The 22418-nt window shown below is 69.0% G+C and carries 19 protein-coding genes and 3 pseudogenes; 13 read left to right on the top strand and 9 right to left on the bottom strand.

The window, feature by feature from the left end:
* Positions 1 to 298 precede the first annotated feature (298 nt).
* From OG978_RS40800 to OG978_RS40790, 3 genes are read right to left on the bottom strand one after another with little or no spacing between them, the layout of a single operon-like run.
* Positions 299 to 1252: a helicase associated domain-containing protein gene (locus OG978_RS40800; protein WP_326769877.1), complete on the bottom strand. Its 954-nt coding sequence runs from the start codon at positions 1250 to 1252 to the stop codon at positions 299 to 301.
* Positions 1253 to 1308: 56 nt separating this feature from the next.
* Positions 1309 to 2784 carry a DEAD/DEAH box helicase family protein gene (locus OG978_RS40795; protein WP_326763231.1) on the bottom strand — a complete coding sequence of 492 codons (1476 nt, stop codon included), beginning with the start codon at positions 2782 to 2784 and terminating at the stop codon, positions 1309 to 1311.
* A 53-nt stretch (positions 2785 to 2837) separates the two neighbouring features.
* A complete protein-coding gene (locus OG978_RS40790) occupies positions 2838 to 3257 on the bottom strand; it encodes a hypothetical protein (RefSeq protein WP_326763232.1) in 420 nt (139 codons plus the stop codon).
* Between the two features lie 909 nt (positions 3258 to 4166).
* Between OG978_RS40790 and OG978_RS40785 the strand changes: the two genes are divergently transcribed.
* Entirely contained in the window at positions 4167 to 4493 is a 327-nt protein-coding gene (locus OG978_RS40785; RefSeq protein ID WP_326763233.1) for a hypothetical protein, read from the top strand.
* A gap of 6 nt (positions 4494 to 4499) precedes the next feature.
* Positions 4500 to 5276 (top strand): hypothetical protein, encoded by a 777-nt coding sequence (locus tag OG978_RS40780; RefSeq protein WP_326763234.1) that lies wholly within the window; start codon positions 4500 to 4502, stop codon positions 5274 to 5276.
* 320 nt (positions 5277 to 5596) lie between these two features.
* Here OG978_RS40780 and OG978_RS40775 read toward each other — a convergent pair whose 3' ends face one another.
* The gene (locus OG978_RS40775) at positions 5597 to 8017 is read right to left on the bottom strand and encodes a DEAD/DEAH box helicase (protein ID WP_326763235.1); all 2421 of its coding nucleotides are present in this window, start codon (positions 8015 to 8017) and stop codon (positions 5597 to 5599) included.
* A gap of 326 nt (positions 8018 to 8343) precedes the next feature.
* On the opposite strand from OG978_RS40775, the gene OG978_RS40770 reads away from it, so the two are divergent.
* From OG978_RS40770 to OG978_RS40755, 4 genes are all read left to right on the top strand, one after another.
* Positions 8344 to 9333, top strand: coding sequence for a hypothetical protein (locus OG978_RS40770; RefSeq protein WP_326763236.1), 990 nt, complete (start codon positions 8344 to 8346; stop codon positions 9331 to 9333).
* A gap of 169 nt (positions 9334 to 9502) precedes the next feature.
* Positions 9503 to 10237, top strand: coding sequence for a hypothetical protein (locus tag OG978_RS40765; protein ID WP_326763237.1), 735 nt, complete (start codon positions 9503 to 9505; stop codon positions 10235 to 10237).
* A complete protein-coding gene (locus tag OG978_RS40760; protein ID WP_326763238.1) occupies positions 10234 to 10644 on the top strand; it encodes a hypothetical protein in 411 nt (136 codons plus the stop codon). Before OG978_RS40765 ends, OG978_RS40760 begins: the two co-directional genes overlap by 4 nt.
* A 45-nt stretch (positions 10645 to 10689) precedes the next feature.
* On the top strand, positions 10690 to 12618 hold the full coding sequence (locus tag OG978_RS40755; protein ID WP_326763239.1) for an integrase: 1929 nt from the start codon (positions 10690 to 10692) through the stop codon (positions 12616 to 12618).
* A 255-nt stretch (positions 12619 to 12873) separates the two neighbouring features.
* On the opposite strand, the gene OG978_RS40750 is transcribed toward OG978_RS40755, so the two are convergent.
* Complete coding sequence (locus tag OG978_RS40750; RefSeq protein WP_442817626.1) at positions 12874 to 13770, bottom strand: trypsin-like peptidase domain-containing protein; 897 nt, start codon at positions 13768 to 13770, stop codon at positions 12874 to 12876.
* Positions 13771 to 14000: 230 nt separating this feature from the next.
* Between OG978_RS40750 and OG978_RS40745 the strand changes: the two genes are divergently transcribed.
* Positions 14001 to 14540: a hypothetical protein gene (locus tag OG978_RS40745; RefSeq protein WP_326763240.1), complete on the top strand. Its 540-nt coding sequence runs from the start codon at positions 14001 to 14003 to the stop codon at positions 14538 to 14540.
* Positions 14541 to 14586: 46 nt separating this feature from the next.
* Here the strand turns inward: OG978_RS40745 and OG978_RS40740 are convergent, their stop codons facing one another.
* A complete protein-coding gene (locus tag OG978_RS40740) occupies positions 14587 to 14856 on the bottom strand; it encodes a hypothetical protein (RefSeq protein WP_326763241.1) in 270 nt (89 codons plus the stop codon).
* A gap of 129 nt (positions 14857 to 14985) precedes the next feature.
* Here OG978_RS40740 and OG978_RS40735 point away from each other — a divergent pair, with 129 nt between their 5' ends.
* The 5 genes and pseudogenes from OG978_RS40735 (at position 14986) to OG978_RS48570 (ending at position 20944) form a co-directional block, all read left to right on the top strand.
* Positions 14986 to 15816 carry a hypothetical protein gene (locus OG978_RS40735; protein WP_326763242.1) on the top strand — a complete coding sequence of 277 codons (831 nt, stop codon included), beginning with the start codon at positions 14986 to 14988 and terminating at the stop codon, positions 15814 to 15816.
* Complete coding sequence (locus tag OG978_RS40730) at positions 15813 to 18173, top strand: hypothetical protein (RefSeq protein WP_326763243.1); 2361 nt, start codon at positions 15813 to 15815, stop codon at positions 18171 to 18173. Before OG978_RS40735 ends, OG978_RS40730 begins: the two co-directional genes overlap by 4 nt.
* 391 nt (positions 18174 to 18564) lie before the next feature.
* Positions 18565 to 19368: pseudogene (locus OG978_RS40725) on the top strand (TniB family NTP-binding protein); the annotation flags it as partial.
* 164 nt (positions 19369 to 19532) lie between these two features.
* A complete protein-coding gene (locus tag OG978_RS40720) occupies positions 19533 to 20321 on the top strand; it encodes a hypothetical protein (protein ID WP_326763244.1) in 789 nt (262 codons plus the stop codon).
* A 266-nt stretch (positions 20322 to 20587) separates the two neighbouring features.
* Positions 20588 to 20944 (top strand): helix-turn-helix domain-containing protein, encoded by a 357-nt coding sequence (locus tag OG978_RS48570; RefSeq protein ID WP_442817627.1) that lies wholly within the window; start codon positions 20588 to 20590, stop codon positions 20942 to 20944.
* Positions 20945 to 21109: 165 nt separating this feature from the next.
* Here OG978_RS48570 and OG978_RS40715 read toward each other — a convergent pair whose 3' ends face one another.
* Positions 21110 to 21658 carry a hypothetical protein gene (locus tag OG978_RS40715; protein ID WP_326763245.1) on the bottom strand — a complete coding sequence of 183 codons (549 nt, stop codon included), beginning with the start codon at positions 21656 to 21658 and terminating at the stop codon, positions 21110 to 21112.
* Between the two features lie 39 nt (positions 21659 to 21697).
* Here OG978_RS40715 and OG978_RS48565 point away from each other — a divergent pair.
* Positions 21698 to 21824 (top strand): annotated as a pseudogene (locus OG978_RS48565) (DUF4259 domain-containing protein); the annotation flags it as partial.
* 12 nt (positions 21825 to 21836) lie between these two features.
* Here the strand turns inward: OG978_RS48565 and OG978_RS40710 are convergent.
* A pseudogene (locus OG978_RS40710) lies at positions 21837 to 22100 on the bottom strand (helix-turn-helix domain-containing protein); the annotation flags it as partial.
* Between the two features lie 96 nt (positions 22101 to 22196).
* Complete coding sequence (locus tag OG978_RS40705) at positions 22197 to 22406, bottom strand: hypothetical protein (RefSeq protein WP_326763246.1); 210 nt, start codon at positions 22404 to 22406, stop codon at positions 22197 to 22199.
* Between the last annotated feature and the right edge of the window lie 12 nt (positions 22407 to 22418).

Genomic DNA, 22418 nt, shown 5'->3' with positions numbered 1-22418 from the left:
TCCGCGAACACGACGCGCCGTCGCTACGCGACGGAAGACGACCACGCACTCCGTGTGGTCCGGGACTTCGTCCCGGGGATCCGGGCCACTCCGTGGCCCTTGAGTCCAACTCCGCTGGACTCTGGCCCTGTTCGCTCCGCGATCAGGGCGACGGGCCGTGCTCCGCACGGCCCTGGGCTGGCTGCATGTGCGGGCGTCAGGGCCTGGGTGTGCTCGGCTGCTTGATGGGGCATCTCTTTTCCGCTGACTCGTGGTCGGTTTCGGGAAGAGATCAGTCCGTCTTATGGAAGCAGAAAAACTATGGAATCTTCGAGATGTCTGCGGGCCCCTCTTCGGAGACGTCGCGGGCGGTTCCGGACCGGTCCTCTCGGAGGATCTCGTCCATCAACTTGCCTTGATCTTCGGGTAGTTGACCTGCTTTCTGTTTGGTGCGGGTCTTGCACAGCCACGGGCCGATCATGACGCTTTCGCCGTCGGCCTCGATCCATTCTCTGGCCCCTGGCGGGCGGCCGTGACGCTCTACGAAGGCGCGCAGCAGCAGCGCTGTCTGCTCGAAGGAACGGCGTTTCCTGGTACCGGATGTGACAGTTGTTCTCGGCGTTTTCTTCAGCGGGACTTGATCGGCGGTCAGGCCGAGGCTGGTGAGAAGGTCGCGCTGGCCGGAGTTGAGATCGTGCCAGGTGGTGAACTGACGGTGCAGCCAGCTGCCGGCCTTCACGCCGTCGATCACCGTGTCGCGGCGCAGCGTGGCCGGGTCGTGGCCGGCTTCGATATGGCGCTTGATCAGGTGGTATTTGCGGTGCCAGTCGGGGCCGTGCGGGAGCGTCCAGTGCGGGTCGAGGGCGGTGAGCTGGGCTTCGCGGCTGGGGGCGAGACGGCCTTTGCGGGCCAGGGACCGCTGATCGACGAGGAACTGACCGCCCGGTTCCTGGGAAGGGATGGCGAGGTGGCCGTGTTCGGTGTGGAAGGCCTCAACGGTGGCCATATGCCCCTGCCAGGCGGCTTCGCTGTCGTCCCAGACCATGCCCAGGTCTTCGAGCTCGGCAATCCAGTCCTCGGCGAGAGAACCCTGGTGATAGGCGGTGCGTTGCCCGGTGATGAACTGGCCGAGCCGGTAGCCGTAGGCATCCTCGTAGTCGGCCGGGACACGCAGGTGACCGTGCTCGGTGTGATAGCGGACGGCGGCCGCGAGTCCCGCGCGGCGGGGTGCGGACAGAACCGCACCAGCAGCGGGCCAGGCCAACAGGTCCATGGCCCGGGCGATATGCCCGGGGTCGAGCGTGAAGTCGAACCGGAACCGGCGTGTGATCAGGGTGTGGGTGTTGGCGTCCAGGCGGCGCTTGGCGTTCTTGCGCGGGGCCCGGGCGGCAATCGACTGGTCATGATGCCGGAGCGCAGCGGTGACCAGCCACAGTGCCTCGTAGGGGGTGGAGAGGAGGTCGGTGGGGTCGGCGTCGGGTGGGGTGTAGGCGGGGATGACCAGGCTCGCCGTCTTGCGCTCGATGGTCGGGGGCTTACGCAGAGCGCGGCCGAGGCCGCCTGGACGATGCGGCGCACGCTCGCCGTACGGTCCGCGAACACGACCGCGTCCACGGCCGGCAGGTCCACTCCCTCGCCCAGGACCTGGGCATTGGTCAGCACGCCGCGGTCGGCATCGGCGAAGCCGGTGAGGATGGCGTGGCGCTGGTCGGGGGTGTGGGTGCCGTTGATCGACTGCACGAGAAGGTCGTCGGCCCATACGGGGCGTTGATTCCCAGGGAGGGCACGCAGCGTATGGGGAAACTGGCGGGCGAAGTCGGCGGCGTCCGCGACCTGCTGGAAGTACACGATCACATGCTTGAGGTGGTGCTCCGTCATGGCCCTGAGGACGGCCAGGTGCAGCGCCGTCGTGCGACGGGCACTCGGCGCGAACCCGGTGTGGGCGTCGCCGGAGTTGGTGAGGACGGTGCGCAGGTCGGTGCTGGTGATCGTGGGCACGAGGAGCTGGTAGTCGGCCAGGACGCCGTCCTCGATCGCGTCCGCGTGGGAGTAGGTGTGCAGGCGCGGGCCGAAGACCTTCGGATCGTCCATCGACGCGATCAGAGAGGGAGCCTCCCAGGCCGGGACGGTGGCCGCGGTCCGCTTCGGCTGGGGCCGTGTATCGGGGGCCTCGGTCAGGCGCGGAGCCTCCCACTCGTACGGGGTTGCGGTCATGTAGAGGCGGCGGTCGGCCAGGACACGCTGGTGGTCGTGGATCATCGTCCACTGCTTGTCCCAGCTCCCCGCCGTGCGGTGCGCCTCGTCCACGACCAGGAGGTCGAAGACAGGGGCAGCGAAGACGCTGTGCTGGGACTCCTCGATCCTGGAGAGGGAATCGAACGTGACGAACACCGTCGCCCGCTCACGCCGTTTCCTGCACTGAGCAAGCCAGTACGCCAGGTACTCCCCCGAACCCGTACTCACCGCCCCCGCACCCGCCAGCACAGGATGCTTACGGGCATCGGAGGAAGAGACCGCCATCAACGGCTCACGGCGCCCCTCCGCGCGGGCCGCGGCCGCCCACTGACCAATCAAATCCAGGCCCGGCACCGCCACCAGGAGATACCAGACATCGAGAGCTTCCGCAGTGCGCAGCGCGGTCAGGGTCTTCCCCGTCCCACACGCCGAGACAATATGCCCACGCGAACCCGGGCGCTTCAGATGCCGGGCTGCGCTGTCCACCGCCTGCTGCTGATCTGGGCGCAGCACACGACGTTCGGGGCGAACCGAGATGGGCGGGCCGTCGTAGTTGGGGTCGGTGGTCATCAAGTGGTTCCTCAAGGACACGGGAGGAGACGTTGAGGCTGGAGCGGCGGTGGTCAGCAGTACGGCCAGTGGATTCCTTGTCCGCGGCCTCTGATCGCACGCCATTCAGGGACGGGGACCCGGCCGGCCGCGGCATAGATCCAGCCCTTTTGGTGGTAGACGCGGTTGAGGAGCGTGTCGAGGACGTGCCAGTCGGCGTGATGCCCGCAGGCACTGCACCGGTTGGGGTTGAAGCTGCGGCCCCGCTGCCAGGCGGGGCGGTCGTGCAGTTGCGCCGCGATGTCTGCCGTGTCGCCGTCCGGTGCCGCCAGGATGCGGCGTGCCATGGCGACGGCCTCGGGGAAGTCCGTGGTGGTGAACTCCTCGCCGCGCGGGCTGTATGACGGCAGCAGCCCGAACACCCACCACAGGGAGAAGGAGCACCGCTCGCACGGCGCCTCGTATGCCAGCACGTCTACCTGCAGCGAACTCACCAGGCCGCACCTCCTTACACGGTGATCCTGGCACATCGTTTCTTGGCGCTGGGCGCGGTCTGGCAGGGGGGCAGGTAACTGGTAGAGAGTCCGTCCGGTAGCGCTCAAGTCCGGCGACAAGGGCGACGGCGGTGTCCGCTGCCTCTCGGCGCTGCGCTGGTTCGCGGGCGGTGTACATGTGGCCGAGGGGCAGAAGAGGGTGTCAGCCGTCGCGTCTTCGTCCACGACAGGCGCCTCCGTCCCGTAAGGGAGGAGGCGCCTTCTCGGATCAGAGGGTGTCGTCCATGGACGCTTTCCCGGTGCTCCAGCAGGTCGGACCAGAGCCAGCCGCTGCCTGAGCCATCAGGCCTGCAGCTCGGCCTCTGGCCGGCCTGCTTCGGACGGTTGCCCTCGTCCCTGCCAGAGGAAAAGGGCACACCAGTCCTGATTTATCTAGTGGCCAGTCTGCCGCCAAGCATGACTAGCCAGTCTTCTTCACCAGTGAGCCGACAAAACTCATGCGGTGAAACGCAGGGTCCTGGTCCTGTAAGGATCCTGCGAACAACCCCGAGCATGAAGGTCTGGGTGACTCCTTGCACGCCTTGAACTGAGACGGGAGCTGACCCAACGTCGACTCGCCCCGGATTCCTGCTGGCCAGTGGCCGGACAGGAGTCAACTCGGGCTTGGATACGCGGTGGACCAATGTAGTTGGGGCCCGCGTGGGTGGCGTTGCGCCTGTCAGAGTAGGGCGTGGAATCGAGTCCTGCGCAGGCGGGAGCGCCAACTCCCGGTGGGGCTCGATCCGGCTGAGCCTGAAGTCCGCGTGGGGTGTCGCCAACGCCTTCGGACCGAAGGCCCAGTGAGCCGACATCAGCAAGTACGGCGGCGGTACGCCGCCGCCGTACGCGAGCTCATGAGGAGCCCACCCGGTGAAGCCCCCGCGTACCGACGAGGCGGCCATGTCGTCCGTCGTACTGTCCGGCCGGACGCAGTCCGCGCCCGCAGTGATCACGCCTTCCCGTTTCGGGATGGCCCAGGCGATCGTGCTGGTCGCCTTTGTGACCGCGGCAGTTGTCCTCTGCCTGGCCGCGCACATGCCCGTGAACACCGTCTACGACGTCCTTCTACTTCTCGGCGGTGCCGGTTCCATCGGTGTCGCTGTTCTCCTCGCCGCAGGTGTCAGTGACCGGCGGCGAAGCGGGAACTTCCTGCGCCGGATCGTCACCGCGGTCCTGAACAACGGGTCGGGGAGCTGAGGCGGCATGGCGCGACCTGAGAACCCGATCGACTACACGGTTCCGGAGGTGGGCATGCTGGCCAAGTACCTCCGGGACCTGCGCAGCCAGTCCGGGATGACCTTCCGTGACCTGGCCGGCATCACCCCCACCTCGTCGGAGTCGGCACTGAAGCGGGCCGTGAAGGGCGGCTCGCGTCCTCCCAAGCAGGTCGTGGTCATCGAGCTCGTCGAGGTCACTGACGGCGATCTCGGCCACGCCCTGAAGCTTCTCGCCGGGGCCGAGAAGGCCGCGGCCGAGGCGAGGCGCGAGGCGAGGCGCTCCACGGTTCTGCCGAAGCCTGGCCTCGCGTGCACCCGGGCCGAACTGGGGCAGGCGATGCGCGATGCGTACAACGCGGCGGCACGACCGACGCTGGACGAAATGGTGGACCGTGCGGGCCTGGCCCTTCCCCGCAGCACGGCCCACCTCATCGTCAAAGCCCGCAACGTGCCCCGGGATGTGCGCACGTACCTGGCGTTCCTGCACGGCATCGGTGTGCAGGAGGCCGAACTGCATCCCTGGATCAAGGCCTGGGTCAGGGTTGTGGGCTGGGGAGCCGGGGTGCTCGAGCAGAAGGTGCTCGGTAGGCCGCACACCCGCTTCGAGTCAGTCTTCGATCAGTGGGTCCGTGGCCTTCTGCGCAGCCCCAGCCTGATGGCACGCCTGCATCCTGGAGCGATCGCCGACAGACCCGACGTTCTGGTGGAGCTCGTCGGCCGCCGCTTCGTCAATGGATTCGAGGAACTGGACATCGCCGCCTGACCTCGATGAGGCTGGGGTGATCGAGGGATCGGTCACCCCAGCACGAGCGGCGGGCGAGGGACACCCGGGAAGATCGAGGCGCTGGTCAGCGGGCATGGTGAGCTAACCCGGACACCGTGGTTCCCCTCTCGTGCCAGTGAGCATCTGATGATCGCCTACGAGGAACCCGAGATCGATCCGCGGTGGACCGAGACGTTCGAGGTCGTCGAGGGCGCTGCACACGGGCGGGTGCTGCGACTGCTCGAACACACCGCGCCGGAAGAGAAGCTGGCCGGCTGGTCACTGCCGGCGATCCACAGGACCGGGCCGGGTGTATGGGATCAGTGTGCTCGTCCGGCGGCTCCGCCGTGGGTGCGTCGGTTCCGATGTTGCCCCGCCGACGGAATGCGGGGCCTGGGCAGGGCGGCTGGGGCATCGTCGCACCGGAGTCCAGGAAGCCATTCCATGCCGAGCGCCTCAACGGATTCGGTCTCTTCACGGCTGAGGCGGGCCGCGCCGGCCAAGTCGCGCAAGTCGGTGATCCACTGACCCAGCGGGAAGCAGGAACTGCCGTGGGTGTCGGTGTAGTCAACGGGGACGCGCAGATGCTGGTAGCGGCGGAAGAAGCGCCGGGCGGCGCGCAGTCCGTGGGCGTGCGTGGCGCTCTGGCTGCCGAGGGGACGGCACAGGGCAAGGGTGAGGGGGCCGCGCTGCAGCGGCAGAGCGGCCAGGAGTGTCTGCTGTGCTTTGGCGAGAGTAGGGAAGGCATCGATCTGCTCGTCTAGCCAGCGAGTGAGGTCGTCCGCGTCGGCGGGGAGCGGGCCCGGGTAGAGAGACAGGTCCGTGTCGGCCTCGCGGGCACGCGTGTACATGCGCTGCCACGCCGCGTGCCAGGCGGGGTTCCACCAGCGGTCGATGTCCTTCAGGGCGCGGGCGTAGGGGGCGGGCAGGGTGCTGTCGGCGGCCAGGCGGCGCTGCTCGGCAAGCCAGGCGCCCAGTGGTCGACCCTGATAGGTCTCATCCGGTTCCGGGAGCAGATGGCCGTGGGCACGGGCGTAGTCCTGGGCAACGGGGAGGAGGTTTTCGGTGCTGTCTTCGGTGTGGGCCCAGGGCATGGTGCAGGTGACCAGGGCGGCGACTCGGGCTGCGGAGAGGTGTCCGGCGGCCTTGAGAGCGCGCTGGTACCCCAGCCAGCAGCCGAGGTGGAACCCGTCATCGGTGATGTGGTTGCTGGGCACGTTCAGATGGCCGTGGGTGTCGAAGAATGCCTGCGCGCAGGCCATCCCGTTCTCCCAGACATCGGGTTCGGGCTCCATGATCCGCAGCATCAGGTGCGGGGCGATCTCCGTTGCGCGTGCCGGGTGAATGGCGAGGGCCGGTGCGGGCGGTAGCAGCCGGGCGCCGTTGATCGGCAGGCGGTGGAAGTAGTGCTCGTCGTACGCCTTGAGCGCGATCATGACCTGGTGCAGGAGGTGGTACGGGGTCCCGAACGTTGCTGCCTCGGGGCGCTGCCCGGGGCCGAAGAGCACCGGGATGACCAGTGTGGAGATCTTGTTCATACCAGGGCCGATGCGCAGAGCGCGGCCGATCGCCTGGACGATGTCGATGGTGGACTGTTTGGGGTCGGCGAAGAGCACGGAGTCGGCCAGCGGGAAGTCGACACCTTCGACACATAGGCGGACGTTGCACAGCACGCTCAGCTCCGCGAGAGTGCTGGCGTGCTGGTCTTGCGGAGGCTGGGCAAACCGGGTCAGGTGCTCTCGCCGCTCTGAACGGCTGTTACGGGAATGGATGCTGGCGACCCATAGGCCGTGGGCGTGGCCGCCGGGGATGGCTGCGGCGGTCTCGGGCAGGGTTTCGGCGAAGGCATCGCTTTGCGCGATGCTGCGGCTGAAGACGACCGTGCGGCGGATGCTGTGTTCCTCGCGCGCTCTGAGCAGGGCCAGCTGGGCCGCCGCTACCCGCATGGCATCGGTCTGGGGCGTGCGGCTGGCCCCCTTGCCGGCGGTCAAGAGGGTGCGCAGGTGCGGGTCGTGGATCTCGGGGGCGGCGATGCGGTAGTCGGCCAGGCGTCCCTCATGGATGGCCTCGGCCAGCGAGTAGCGGTAGGCGACAGGTCCGTAGAGGGAGACGTCGTCCATGGAGGCGATCGGTTCGGTGACGATGTCTCGGTTGACGTCCCAGATGCGGGGCGTGGCGGTGAGGTAGAGGCGGTGGCGGGCGGGGATGGCGTCGTTGTCGTGGATGACGGCCCACGGTTTGCCGCGGGCGCCGGCGGTACGGTGGGCTTCGTCCACGACCGCGATGTCCCAGCGCGGCAGCAGATGGCGCTGGTGAGCTTCGACGAGCTTGGGCAGCGAGGCGTAGGTGGCGAAGGCACTGACGGGACCGTCTGCACCGCGTACGACGGCAGCCAGCCGGGCGGGGTCGCTGGTCATGGTGAGCACGCCGCTCAGGATGGGCTCACTGGTCTGTGTGTCGGAGCACAGGCCCAGGAAGTGGCCCGGCCGGCCGGAGGTGTGCCAGACGCGGGCGGTCTGGTTGAGCAGTTCCAGGGTCGGCATCACGGTCAGGCTGCGGCTGTCGGAGGTGAGCTCGTGGGCGATGTGGACGGCGAGGTGGGTCTTTCCGGTGCCGCACGGCATGATCACCTGCTGGCGTTCGTATCCCATAGCGAAGGCGTTGAGGACGCAGTCGGCCGCGGCGCGCTGGCGTGTCCACAGTTCGCTGGGCAGGCGTTTGGCGGGCTGGTCGTGCAGCACAAGACGGCTCCGGCGCAAGGGCAGGTGACGGGTTTCTAAGGGGCAGGATGCGGACGAGCCCGCGGCGCAGGGCACTCACCCCGGCCTGTCTCACCCGTTGGGGTGAACGCCCCGGGCCCTCTGGGTCCTCACCGTGGTAGGGAGCGGAGTGCGGTGGAGATCCGGTTCATTGCGGGCGTGGCGTCCTGGGCAGGACAGCCGGTGCGGGAGGCGCGATGTACGGCGGGCGGCAAGCATCGTGATTGGACGGTTGCCGGGCCGCCTGGGCAAAGGGGTTGGGGAATACGGTGTGGAGCAGAAGTCTGCCGCGGCGGCCGGTCCGCTTCGTGGCCAACGAGTCGAACTGTTCGTTCTTGTGGCGGGTGGCCGGGGCACAGGGGGTGGAGGTCGGCTTCCTGCTCGCCGAACTCGGCGACGGGCCGCCGGGCCAGGAGGCCCTTCAGCCATATCTGGCCGAGGTGTTCCTCAGCGGTGCGGCGGCAGACCGGCTCGCGGAGATGCTCGGGGTGCCGTCCGCGCGGCTTCGGTGGGCCCTGCCGCATCTGCGCGAGGCACATCTTCTGCCGGGTGGGCAGGCGCGGTGGGAGTGGCCGTGGCAGCCGCTGGCGCACTATCTCGTGCCGGCTTGCGGACTGTGTACGGCGGCACGGGGCGCCGGCCTTGGTGGGGTGTGGCTCGTCTGGCCGGAGCGGTGGCGGATCTGCGAGCGGCACGGCCGGTTCACGCACGTGCGTCAGAGGAATGGGGCGGGAGTGGATCTGGCGCCGCTGCCGGAGTCGGTCGACGCCCACCGTCGGCGGGGCCGGCTTGAGCGGCGGTTCGGGCCGGCCGGAGGGTTCCTGGTCTCGGACGCCTTCGCCCTTACTGGGTGGTGGTGGCGCCGCGCCCCTCTCACCCGGCGGTGGACCGGGCGGGCCGGGCGGGCGGGACTGCAGCCCGAAGTCGTCGAGACGGCATGGCTGTTGGTGTATCCGGAGGTGCTGCAGGTAGCCCGGGCGCTGCTGCGCTACGAGCAGCAACGCGCCGCTCTGCCCGGCGGGCCCTGGGCTGCGGCCGAGTCCCGTCTGGTGGCCGAGCTGTCCCAGCTGGCGGATGCGCTCGAACTGCCGCCGGGCAGGTGGCAGGTCCCGGTGGCGGAGTGGCTCGCCCGGCATCAGCGGTGCGCGCCGGCCACCAGGGATGACGAGTGCGGCGGGCGCCGCCGTGGCCGGAGGCCGGTCACAGCGCTGATCCACCGCGACGACGAGCACCGGGCGCCGCTGGAGAACCTCTGCTGCCTGCCCTGGGACTGGAGTGACTCGTTCACCGTCGTATGAGCTCCCGCCCACAGCGGCACGCCCCGTCTGGTTTCGCACACGTATCTGCCCTGTTCCCTCGATCGTGGGGTGGAGCCGGGTGCGGCTGCGCATGCCCCATCCGTACGTGGATGCTGGAGCAGGGGCACGCACGGTGCGGCCCACGACAACAGCCAAGGGGGCGGCGGACATGCCAGGGGCCCCGGTCAGCGCATGCGACATCACCGTCTGCTACCTCGACCGGTTCGGACGACAGCGCGAGTGCCCGGTGTCAGAGGCCGGCGAGGTGCCGTTCGAGGAACTGGCACCGCTGGAGCGGCCCGTGCCCTACCCGGGACGGCAGTCGTTCGTCACCAACGCGTGGGCCTCGGCCACCGACCAGTTGCTGGCCTGCGGCTCGCTGCGGCAGCAGCGCTGCGGCATGGTCCTGGACCGCGACTTGGCGGTCGGGCTGCGCAGCGCGGGGCCGATGGAGCTGCGCTGGAGCCAGCAGGGGCGCCGCCACCGCCTGCGGCCAGCGTTCGTCGCCTTACGGGCGGGCTGGCGCGAGGTGATCTGCGTGCAGCCGGAGCAGTTCACCGACCGGTGGCAATCCGAGCAGGCGGTGCTGGCGGTGGCTGCGGCAGCAGCAGGCTGGCAGATCCGGGTGATGGAACCTCCCACCGGGGTGGAACTGGACAACCTCCAGCTTCTCTACGCCGCCCGCAGCCCACGATGGCTCACGGCAGGGCAGGACCAGTTGCTGGCACAGCAGTTCACCTCGCCTCGAACCATCCGCTCTGGGCTACGAGCCGCCGCCCTGCCCCCGTACGCGGGGGTGGACCTTGCCTATCACCTGATCTGGGCGCAGCGGCTGCATACCGACATGGGTGTCCCGCTCACCCCGTCGTCGACGGCATGGGCCCGCTCAGGGGAGGCCGTGTGACCTCGGCTTCGCGGCACACCGCAGGTGCGGGGGCGCTCGCCGCTGCTGACACCCTGGCTGTGGGGGACACTATCCGCTTCCGCGGCGTGGCCTGGGTCGTGACCGCCTTCCACGGACCGCGTCTCTTCCTCGACGCCGCAGAGTCGGCAGAGCCTGTGGAGCCGCTGATCATCCTGCAGACGGCCGTGACCTCGGCCTCCGACTTCGCCGTGCTGAACCGGGCGGCGCCGCGCAGTTCGCTGCCCGGCCGCCTCGGCGAGTTCCGTGCGCTGCCGAAGGATGTACGCAAGGCCGCCCTCGCGTGGGAGCGGCATGTCAAGGAAGTACTGCACCAGCAGGCCCCGAACGTTCCCGCCACCACCGAGCCCCGACCGGCCTTCGACCCGCAGCGGCGCACCCTGCGTTAGCGCTACCAGGCCAAGGCCGGCCAGTTGTCGCAGGCAGGAACACCGGTGTCCGCGGCCACTGTCGAACGGAAGTGCGCGGCCTGGCGCAAAGAAGGCCTGATGGGCCTGGTCGACAAACGCAGCCTGCGCAGTACGGCCCCGCACGGGCGCGTCGATGCGCGGGTGGTCGACCTCGTGTGGGAGATCCTGGACGACGAACGCGACAAGGGCCTGTCTCCGGGAACCCTGTCCCGGCTGATCGACCGGGTGCAGCAGACGGTCCGGACCCGCTACGCGCAGCTGCTGGCCGATCCGAAGACCGCCCGGGGCCTGGTGATCAGTCCGGCGACGTTCTACCGGCTACTGGAGCGCCTCGGGATCACCGCGCAGAACGCGCACGACGCGGCGGCCCGCCACGCGGCCGGACCTGCCACATCCGCAGAGCGGCCGGTCGCCCGGCGGGCGACCTGGGCCCGCTGGCCCGGGGAACTGGTGCAGATCGACACCACCGGACTGGACGTCCTCGTCCTCGGCGACGACGGACGGGGCATCTCTGTGGAGCTCACCATCGCCATCGACGTGGCCACCCGCAGCATCGTGGGCTCTCTGCTCGTGCCCAAGCGCACCGGCCGCACAGGCGGGACGGGACGGTGGACCGCCGGGCGGGCCACCCGCTCGTTCGACACCATGCAGGTCGTCGCCCAGACCACGGCCCCGCTACCCGCGCGCCCGGGCTGGGCACCGGAAACCTTCATGGAAGGATCCGACCTCCCCTTCGAGGACCTCCTGGCGGCCGACCCCCGCTTCGCCGGCGCCGCCGCCAGGCCCGTCATCAAACCCGAAACACTCGTCATCGACCACGGCTCGCCGTTCATCTCCGCGGACTTCACCCGCGCCTGCCACTGCATGGGCATCGAAGTACGCGAGGCACGGCTGCGCACCGCCGTCGACAAGGCCATCGTGGAGCGCGCCATGCTGGCGGTGAAAACCGGCTTCAGCCAGTACCTGGCCTCCTACACCCATCACCGTCTGGACCTGCGTGGCAAACGCGTCCGCAAGCAGCCTCTGTGGACAATCCCCCAGCTCCAGGAACTGTTCGAGCAGTGGGTGGTTCTCCGCTGGCAGCAGACCCCTCACGCAGCACTTCGTAGTCCGTTCACTCCTGGGCTGTGCCTGACTCCCAACCAGATGTACGCAGCCCTGGTGTCCCTGCGCGGCTACCGGTCCACCACGCTGACCGCGCAGGAGAACCGCAAGCTGCTGCCGACGGTGTGGGTCCGGGTCAGCCGCAAGGGCTTCCAGATCAACAACCGCACCTACAACCTCGACCGGGGAAAGCTGGACCTCTTCCGTGGGCCCTCCGGCATCGCAGCGCAGCAGGGGCGCTGGGAGGTCCACTACTCCCCCGACCACCCGGAAGTCGCCTGGCTGTTCAACCACCGGGCCGAGCCGGGCACCGACCCGTGGGTCGAGGTGCCCTTCATCCACCGCCGACTGCTCAAGGACCGGTGGACCGAGGAAACCTGGGACCAGGCCCTGCGTATCCACCTCGCCGCCGGCGGCAGCCGCCGTGACGAGGCCGCCGTCACCCGGGCCACCGCTCAGCTGCTGCGCACCGCGGCCGCCGGGCCCTCGCCTACCGCGGCCAGGCCGGGTCCCCGCGCGGCTGCCGCGGTGCCCCGCCCCGCGCGGCCGACGCCCACCACCAAGCCCTACGCCGACGGCCTGCCGCCCCTGGACCCGGACTCCGTCCGCCCCTTCCGCTCCCTCGACCGTCCCTCCGGAGAGCTGTTCGACACGCCCGAGCCCGTCCGTGGCGCGGGCCTGAGCCTGGACGACTTCCTGGCCTCCCTGCCCGGCCTCCACCCGCCCGGCCCCACCGATCCCGGGCCCGTGGGCGACAACAACTGCAGGCCCACCCCAGACACCACCCAAGGTGACAGCAGCACCGGCCCTCCCCCACCGGGCAACGGGCGACAGGGAGATGACCGGTGAAACCCCCCGTACGTGACGCTCAAAGTGTCCCGCCGCCCGCGTCGGCGCCGGCCCTGTCTCCTGGGTCACCGACCACTCTGCACGGCTGGCGCGCCCGCGTACGGCACCAGCCGGCCCCTCCCCCGATCCCGCCGGTCGACGGCCCCGTGCCCGTCGACGAGGACGACCCCCGGGTGCGTTACCACGCCCAGCTCAGCCTCGTCGAAACCACCGACATCGCCACAGGCATGAAGACCGCACGGCGGATGCTGCGCCTCAACGGCGAACGCCGCCACCCCTGCCAGCACGTCGCCATCGACAGCGACTGCCGCGGTACTGGCAAACGCACCCTGCTGCACCACATCGGGCTGGCCCACCAGGGACGCCGCGAGAATCGGCCACCATGAAGCCGACATTGTGCCGGTTCGCCGCGTACTCGGGACCGGGGTCCCCGAGGGTGACCTCGGCCGTTGCCGTCCGGCCGTCGCGCTGGTAGGTCAGCGTCACCCGGTCGCCGGGCTTGTGGGTCCAGATCTCGCCGATCAGGGTCGGGCCGCTGTCGATCACGGTGTCGTTGAACTTCGTGATGACATCGCCCGCCCTGAGGCCGGCCCGGTCCGCGGGGCCGTCCTTCGACACGGCTGCCGTACCGTCCGCCCCCTGGTCGGAGATGACCGCGCCGCCGGTCTTCTCGTCCATGCTGACCGTGGCTCCGATCACCGGGTAGACCGGCTTGCCGGTCTTGATCAACTGCTGGGCGACGTTCGTCGCCTGGTTGATCGGAATCGCGAAGCCGAGGCCGATGGAGCCCGCCTGGGTCTGGCCGACGCTGCTGCCGGTCGACTGGATGGCCGAGTTGATGCCGATGACCGCACCGCGCGCATCGAGCAACGGGCCGCCGGAGTTGCCCGGGTTGATCGAGGCGTCGGTCTGCAGGGCGCTCATGTACGAGTTGCTGCCGCCGGAGCCGTCACCGGAGGCGACCGGGCGGTTCTTCGCGCTGATGATGCCCGTGGTGACCGTGTTGGACAGGCCGAACGGGGCGCCGATGGCAATCGTGGAATCGCCGACCGCGACCTCGTCCGAATTGCCGAGGGCCAGCGGAGCGAGCCCCGACGGCGGGTTCTTCAGCTTCAGAACGGCGACGTCGTATCCCTGCGCCCGGCCGACCACCTCGGCGCCGTACTTCTTGCGAGGTCGCGCGGGTTGGCGGTGACCTCGGCGAGCAGCCCCTGCCAGATGGTGGGGACGGCGGCCACGGCATCGACGACAGCCGCATCCCCGTCGTCTGCGTCAACGCCCCGCCCGAACCCGGCACATCCGCCGACTGGTCCGCGGCCCTGGCCGTCTTCCTCGGCTGGGATCTGTACCGCCCGGACACCGAGCAACGGCCCGTACAGCGCATGAAGGACTTCACCGGGCCTGCGGTCCACGTGATGCGCCATGCCCGTACGGAGGTCTGCCTGATCGACGGAATCGACCGGCTGCGGCCCGAGGACCTGCAGCCGACGTTCGACTACCTCGCCGACGAACTGGGCCTGACCGTCTTCTGGAGCGGCATCGGCTCCAGCGACATCCTGCGTGAGGCCCGCGCCGCCCGCTTCCCCGCCCTCAGACGCCTCACCGAGGCTACCGCCCCCATCCGGCCACGCTCAGTCCCCACACTCTGGGTCAACCGGCTCCCGCCTCGCTGCACGGAACACCCCGACGAATGGGCCGGCACCCTGGCCACCCTCGACAGCCTGCTGCGGCTACGGCACCACAAACTCGGCAGCCTCCTGGACCACGAGGAAGAGCTCTACCGCATCACCGACGGACTCATGGAACACCTCACCCCGCTGATCGGTATGGCCGCCCAACTCTCCATCCTCGACCGCACCGAAACCCTCACCCGCGATGTCCTGCACGACGCCGCCCGCTACCTCGACCTGCCTCTCGGCTGACGGCGTCGGCGCCATCCGTGGCGACAGCCCCGCACGCAGGTCCTGTTCAGCAGGCGTGGCGAGGTTCATCGGCGTGACATCGCAGCACCGGCGCGGCCGGTGGCGCTGGGCTGTGCCGGGGAGTGCGGGTGCGTGTGCCACATGCCCAGGAAGTGGCTGATGCTGCCGGTGTCTTCCGTCCGGCGGCGAGGTGGACGCTGACACCGTGCTGGAAGTAGGCCTCGGTCAGCGGAGAGTCCGGGGGCGGGCTGGTCGCCTCGCCGACGAAGATCACGCCGCTGGCCTCGTCGACGAGCAGGGTGCCTCCCGTGGCCATTCACGTCTGTCCCTGCAGCTGCGACGACGGCATGCTGCCGCCTGGCCGGGCGCCTCGACGGGAGGGTGGGGGTGACCGTACGACCCGTCTGTGACGGCACGCCATAATGCTCCTGTTATAGGAGGGGTCGTGAGTCTGTCGTTTTCTCACCAGTTCAACGTGCAGGCGGTCGCAGCGGAAGGTGGTCCCGCCCGGTTCGGGACGAATGTGCTGGCCGGCCTCGTCGACGGGATCGACACGTTCCGGAACGAGTTGGAGCAACAGCGGCGCTCACGCAGCCTTGGGGCCGGGATGCTCGGGGCGTTCTTGTGGGTGGACGACACTGAACTGCTGCGCCGGATAGCCGGGTTCCCGTCCGCATGCGTGGTGGTCAGTAAACAGTCAAGGGGCCCACGGTCCCTGGAGAGACTGCGCAAGGTGGCCAACGCGGTGAAGGGCGCGGCCGGCTTCCCCGCTCGGGCGCTGCCCAATCTGGAGGGACTGAGCCTCCATGAGGACGGCGCGGCGCCTGTACTCGGTCCCGGCTCTGCGTCACCGGACATCCAGCTGCCTGCGCTACGCAGCCTCGGTTACCGCAAGGCCGGTGATCATCTCGTTCCGATCCTGCACACCAAAATGTTGCTGCTGGGTGAGCTGTGGCGGCACGACGAAGACGGGTTGGGCGGGGTGGCCGATGTCATCGGCTTCCGGCCCAGCCGGCTGTGGCTGGGAAGTGCCAACGGCACGGAAAGCTCCCGCCGCAGCCTGGAGTTCGGGCTGTGGACACGGGACCCCGGTCTCATGAAGGCCGCGCAGAAGTTCCTGGTCGAGGTCGTTGCCCAGTCCGAGGAGCTGGATCCCGACAGCAACATCCTGACCCCAGACCTGGTTGAACCGGACTACGACGACGAGGAGATGTGGGAGGCGCTCACCACGCTCAGCGACGGCTCAACCGATGACGGCCACAAGGACGACGTATGACGGGGACGAGCGAAACCATCGCCCCCGGGTCGCCTCGCTTCGCCCTGCACACCCTGGGCTGGCGCGCCTTTCAGGACCTGTGCGCAGCTGTGCTGCGGGAGGTGTGGGGACAGTCCGTACAGGCGTTCGCGGACTCCAACGACGGGGGCAGAGACGGCGCCTTCTACGGCACCTGGCAACCGCCCGACGAGCCCGGAGGCGTGCAGGATGTGCCGCCGGGCCCCTTTGCGCTGCAGTGCAAGCACACCAAGAAGGCGGATGCCACACTCGCCCCGTCGGAACTCGAGGACGAATTCGCCAAGGTCCGTGCCTTGGTTAAGCGCGGGGTATGCGCGACCTATGTGCTGCTGACCAACGCCCGGGTCAGCGGCCTGTCCGAGGAAAAGATCCAGCGGCGACTACGCGCCTGCGGGGTGGCACACCCCCTGGTCCTCGACGGGCAGTGGCTGAGCGACATGATCGCCTCACATCGAGAGCTGCGGATGTTCGTCCCCCGTGTCTATGGACTCGGTGACCTGTCACAGATTCTCGACGAACGCGCCTACACCCAGGCCTCAGTGCTGATGAAGTCCGCGCCGGAACAGGTCTCCACGTTCGTCGTCACCAGCGCCTACCGCAAGGCCGCCCGCGCACTGCGCGACCACGGCTTCGTACTGCTGCTCGGCGACCCGGCCGTGGGCAAATCCGTCATCGCCCTGATGCTGGCCATCAGCGCCGCCGACAACTGGAGCTGCGTGGCCATCAAGCCGCGCACCTCCGACGAACTGGTACAGCGCTGGAACCCGCACGAGAAGGACCAGTTCTTCTGGCTCGATGACGCCTTCGGCGCCGTCCGCCATGAGGAGATCCTCACCCACGCCTGGGCACGGGACCTGCCGCACGTGATGAGCGCCGTGAAGAACGGGGCCCGGGTCGTGCTGACCTCCCGCAACTACATCTACAACGAGGCCCGGCCCCTGCTGAAACCGTATGCCTACCCCCTGCTGCACGAACAGCAGGTCACCGTCGATGTCGCCGACCTCGCCCGCACGGAGCGGCAGCAGATCCTCTACAACCATCTCGCTGCGGGCGATCAGCCGGCGGACGTGCTCAGCCGGATGAAACCGCACCTCGAAGCCGCAGCCGACGCCGAGCCGTTCCGCCCCGAAGCCGCACGGCGCCTCGGACTCCAGGCATTCACCACGGGGCTGTCCCTGACCCGCGAGAGCATTACGTCCTTCATGGCCCGGCCCCGGCAGCTCCTGATCGATGTCTACGACCAACTGGACGTACACGCCCACGCAGCCCTCGCCCTCGTGTACGCCACAGGTCAGGACAAGGGGCTGCCCAGCCCCCTCGCCCTCGATCCGGCCCAGCGCGACATCATCGATCGGGCTGGCGCCGCCCCCGGCGCCGCCAGCCGGGCCATGACCACGCTGACCGGCACCTTCCTCACCGAGGCGACCGCCCTTGACGGGCAGGCGTACTGGTCATTCCACCACCCCACTCTCCGGGAGGGCTTCGCCACCTGGCTGACCACCCAGGCCCACTTGCTGCCCATCGTCCTCACCGGCATGACCGACCGGGCCCTGCTCTCCCGCACGGACTGCCTGCCCACCGGCAGCGAACAGCGCCAGGGCACTCTCCTGCGTATCCCGCCGCCTCTGTACCAGGCGACGGCCAAACGGATCTCCGCGTTGCGCCGACATCGCCGCAGTCCTCTGAGGGATTGGCAGGAGGAGTACGAGCGTCGACAGAGCGTCTTCTCCTACTTGTCGCGGGACAGCAGCGACGGCTTCCTACGCGCCTACCTCATGGAAGATCCCGATCTCCACTCGGTGCTCATGGACTTCGGCACGCCGGCCAACGACGACATCCGCTCGCGGGTACTGGCCCGCCTCCACCGCGCCGGTTTGCTCCCCGAAGACATCCGGCAGCAGGCGATCGCACGTATGACGGACCTAGCCGTCATGGCACCCGACGCCTCGTGGATTGAAGACAACGACTTGCACCATGCCTGGCACGTCCTCCTCACGGAAGAGGAACGCGAGAACCTGTTCGAGCACGTATGCCGTGAACTCGTTCCCCGCCTCGAACAACGGGTATACGACTGGGCCTCGGAGTTCAACGGCGACCCAGACAACGACCCCGTCGACGACGCGCTGTTCTGGTACAGCCAAGCCTTCGAGCGACGGCTGGACGATGACACCGCCGGTGAGTTCGACCGCGCACAAGACATCTACCAACAGATCCGCGAGGATCCGGACGAAGCACACCGCGACTGGGCTCCCGATCCTCTTCCCTACCGACGAGAGACCCCACAGAACAGCCAACCGATCCCAGAACAGCGCAGTCTTTTCGACGACATCGACCACTGACAGACGGCCAGAACGCCGCCCCGGGCCCCGCGTCCGCAGCGTTCCCGTGGCTTCCGTCACGCCCTCCAGCAAGACCCCTGCCAGACACCGCTCCCTGCCGATCACGAGGACGCACACCCGCGGCTCCACAGCGAAGCCGGAACCGGGTGGGCGGCGGGCGTGCATCATCCGCCTCGAACCAACCCAGCCGCACCGGCACGTGCAAGCGAGCAGAGGAAAGGGGTGGTCGTGCATCAGATTTCTCAACATATCTGCAGGCTTCTCACTCAACTTGCAGCAGTACAGGTCAAACACCCTTACGACGTGACAGAACAGGACCACGACATGTCTCATCCGCCTGCAACACCCCAGGTCAGAGGCATACCTCCGCTACAACAAAAATGAGAACTCACACCAGGCAGTCACCGCACGGCCGTCCCTGATCGTCACCGGCCCCGCCGGCGCCGGGAAGACCACCGCGCTGCTCCAGGTCGGTCGTGCCTGCCACCTCGCCCACACCCGACGCCACGGCCCCACAGCCACAGCCGGGCAGGTGCCTGTCGCCTACGTCCTGGTCCCGCCCGCCGCCAGCGCCAAGACCCTGGCCACCGAGTTCGCCCGCTACCTCGGCATCCCCGTCGCCGCCGGCATGTCCCAGGTCCAGATCACCAACGCGGTCTGCCACACCTACACCGCTGCCGGCGTCCAGCTGGTGATGATCGACGAGGTCCACCGGCTCAACCCCCGCACCACCACCGGCGCCCAGAGCGCCGACCTGATCAAAGACCTCACCGAACGCATCGGCGCCACCTTCGTCTACGCCGGAATCGACGTCACCACCACACCTCTGTTCACCGGGGTGCGCGGTGCGCAGCTCGCCGGACGCGCTTCCCTCATCGACTGCGCCGCCTTTCCCGCCCGCCTCGGTGAGAGCGAACCCTTCCGCGACCTCATTACCGCCATGGAAGGCGCGCTCGACCTGCGCCACCACCGGCCCGGAACTCTCCCCCAACTGGCCCCGTACCTGCACGAACGCACCGCCGGCCGTATCAGCAGCCTCGCCCGCCTCATCCGCCAGGCCGCCATCGCTGCCCTACTCGACGGCACCGAACGCATCACCAGAACCAGCCTCGAAGCCATCCGCCTGGACCACCTCGCCGAACAGCACTACCGACCCCACACCCGGCCCCGAAGCCGCAGCGCCAGCACCCTGTGAGCCGGACAGACGTTACGGACCGTGCCGTAGCAGAGGCCGGCGCCCCACAGTGCAGCGCCGTCACCGCAAGGGCATGGCTGCAGGTCCCGGCAGCCGCGCCGGGCGTGTTCCGAGTACGGCCGCTGCCCGGCGAAGCGACCGCCTCGTACGCCCAACGTATCGCTATGTCCTATCAGCTGACTCTGCCCCAGCTCCTCGACGGGGCTGGTATCGCCCTCCACGGCCACGGCACACTGCCGGCAGCCGAACTCCACCTCAACCACAACGCGGCCCGGCACCTCGCTGCCCTCGCCCGGGTCCCACTCCCCAACCTCCTGCGTGCCTTGCCCCGCCCCGCCCTCAACGACACCGCCCCCAGCGCCGAGGCCGCCGCACGCTGGAAGCGGCTCAACGCCGCACAGCAGCCCGTCCGCGCCTGCACCCTGTGCACCCACCACCGCAGCCACGGCACCACCGACACCGCCTGGGTTCACCCACCGCCGCACCGGCTGGTGTGCCCGCGTCACCACCAAGCCGCCCCCGACCCACGGCTTGCCTCCCCCATCCACACGTGGGCCGTGCCCCAACTCGCGGCCGCGCGCCACGCCCACCAGCGCCTGCTACGACATCCCGGCGCCGCTACCGCCTGGACCGCGGCACGCGCCATCACCACCCGCTGGTACGACCACCAGCAACATCTCACCCACCGCTGGCACACCCGCCTGACCCGACTCTGCGCGGGCAACCCCCACCTGGCCACCACGGGCAGCGCCTCCCCCGCACTCCTCGCGCGCGACCTGGTGATCTACCCGGAAACCGTCGCCCTCACCCGCGCACTCGCCACCCTGCCGAACCGGCCACACCGCACCACCAACGACGCCCTCGGCCTCATCGCTCACCGGTTGAACCTCACCCACCTGACCCCCAGCGCGAACGACCCCCTCCGTATCTTCCTCACCCACACACACCACTGACCAGCCAAACCGCGCTTTGAAGCCCGGATAGAACGCAGCCGCCTATAGACGCACCACTACATCAACGGGAAACCCAAGATCATTCCCACACAGCCACCGGACCGCAGGCCAAACGCCCGAACAACCAAACCGAACGCGATCCCAGGCCACACCCATCACACCCGAACACAGCCACTTCAGCCGTCCCGAGTCCCACTCCAAAGACGGAACACCAGACCAAAGCAGCCCAACCCCCTGAACATCACTGCTCCGTCACAGTTGCCGAGGTGTGGAGTCGGCTGCGCGCCGGCCACGGACAGGTATCCGCCAAAGAATTGGCCGCTGCCACGGGCCGCGGCAGTCGGCGGCTCCAGGTGCTGCTCCGCGAGCAGATCGGACTGCCGTCGCGAACCGCCAGCCGAATACTGCGGTTTCAACGGGCGCTCACCTTACCGACTGGTGCCTGCAGGTCGCTGGCTGACCGGGCGGCTGTGTGTGGCTACTACGACCAGGCACACATGAACCGCGACTTCCGCGACCTTGCCGGACTCACCCCGGCACAGCTATGCCTTCTCACCGACCGTGCCGTTTCCCGAGGCAGGGCTCCTATCGAAGGACGGCTGGCCAATGTCTTCGATCATTGAAGCCGTCGTGGGCCCGTCGACGGTCCGGTGCGACTTTCCGCCGGGACCGCCACGACATCCTCCGGTGACCGCTCCCGGCGGGGCCGGTTCGCCGCCGGCGGGCTGCGTTCGGCACGCTACCGACGGGACATTTCGGCCCCGACCGAACCGTCCTGCACTGGAACGTCAGGCCCGGTCCGGCAGCAGTTCCGCGTTGAGTACGGCGATGCCCGCCTCGCCCTCCTCGAACAAGGCGATCAGCTCCTCGGGCCCGGCATCCGGACCGGCGGTGTGGTCGACGAGGAGGACCGGCTGGAACTCCCCGCCCTGCTCGACGGGGACGAAGCCGGTGGTCAGCTCGCGGCGGAGCAGGACGACCCGGTCGGCGTCGAGCGGATCGGAGGGCAGTGCTCCGGACAGTACGCGCCCCTCCTCCGGGCGCGCCCGGAGGCTGTGAGCGAGGACGTCCCGGCGGGCGAGGAGCGTCACCGCGAGCCGGTCACCGGTCCGCTCGTAGCGGGCGGCCAGATCCTCCGGCAGCAGATAGAAAACGCCCTCCTCACCCTCGTGCCCCCGGTCGAGAAGAAGCCGCGCCAGCCGGGCTCCGGGCTCGTCGGCGTGCGAACCGAGCCCCAGAAGCACATCACGCCCACCGGGCCCGAGGGAGGGCACCGCCCCGATCCACAGCTCGGCGGAGCCCTCCGGGGCCTGCTGGATGTCGTCGTCCTTCGTCATGGCGGCGATCCAAGCACACGGCACCGACAGGCCGTTGTCAGTGCGCTGCTCGCGGCGCAGCGCCCGGGGGGTGACCCGGTGACCACCTCGTACGCCCCGAAGGAGCCCCTGCCCGCGCTCTCGGCGGATCTGCGGCCCCTGGCGGTGGAGGCGCTCGACCGGATCCTCACCAAGGAGTCTTGGACTGCTCGGCGATCGCGTGGTCGCGGGTGGGCACCAGGGTGCCGTCCACGATGAGCACGGTGTCCTTCGCGAACCGCTTGCGGGGATGCAGCGCGAGTGACGGGCCGAGGTCGTCGCTGATGCGGTCGGCTGCGGACTTCGGAACGCCGAAAGGCGAAGCAAGTTGACGCAACGTCAAGTTCGTGCGGCAGTGGGCCGCCACGAGCAGCACCCGGTCCTCCAGGGGAAGAGACCACGGGCGGCCCTTACGGACCGGATCCTGGAAAACACCATCAAGATCACACCAGCCGAGGAGAACGAGCGGCCTGTGAAACGGACGCAAGATGCAAAGTGGGCGGTCAACCTGGCACTCGGTTCACAACGCCGTGAGGACGAAGGTCAGCAGCGCCAGGGACAGGGTGGCGCTGCCTGCGAAGGCCACGGCACCACGCAACAGGGCGGTGGCGTAGGTGGCTCCGTCGATGCGAGCGAGCAGGCCGGCTGCGGCTCCGACGAGCGTGCAGAAAAGCGCGACGACCGAGAGGAGGAGGACCAGGAGCATCAGGTGGTTGGTGGAGGTGTTCATGCCTTCTTCCCG

The sequence above is a fragment of the Streptomyces sp. NBC_01591 genome, from assembly GCF_035918155.1.
Taxonomy (GTDB): domain Bacteria; phylum Actinomycetota; class Actinomycetes; order Streptomycetales; family Streptomycetaceae; genus Streptomyces.
This window is presented reverse-complemented; position numbering and strand designations above follow the sequence as displayed.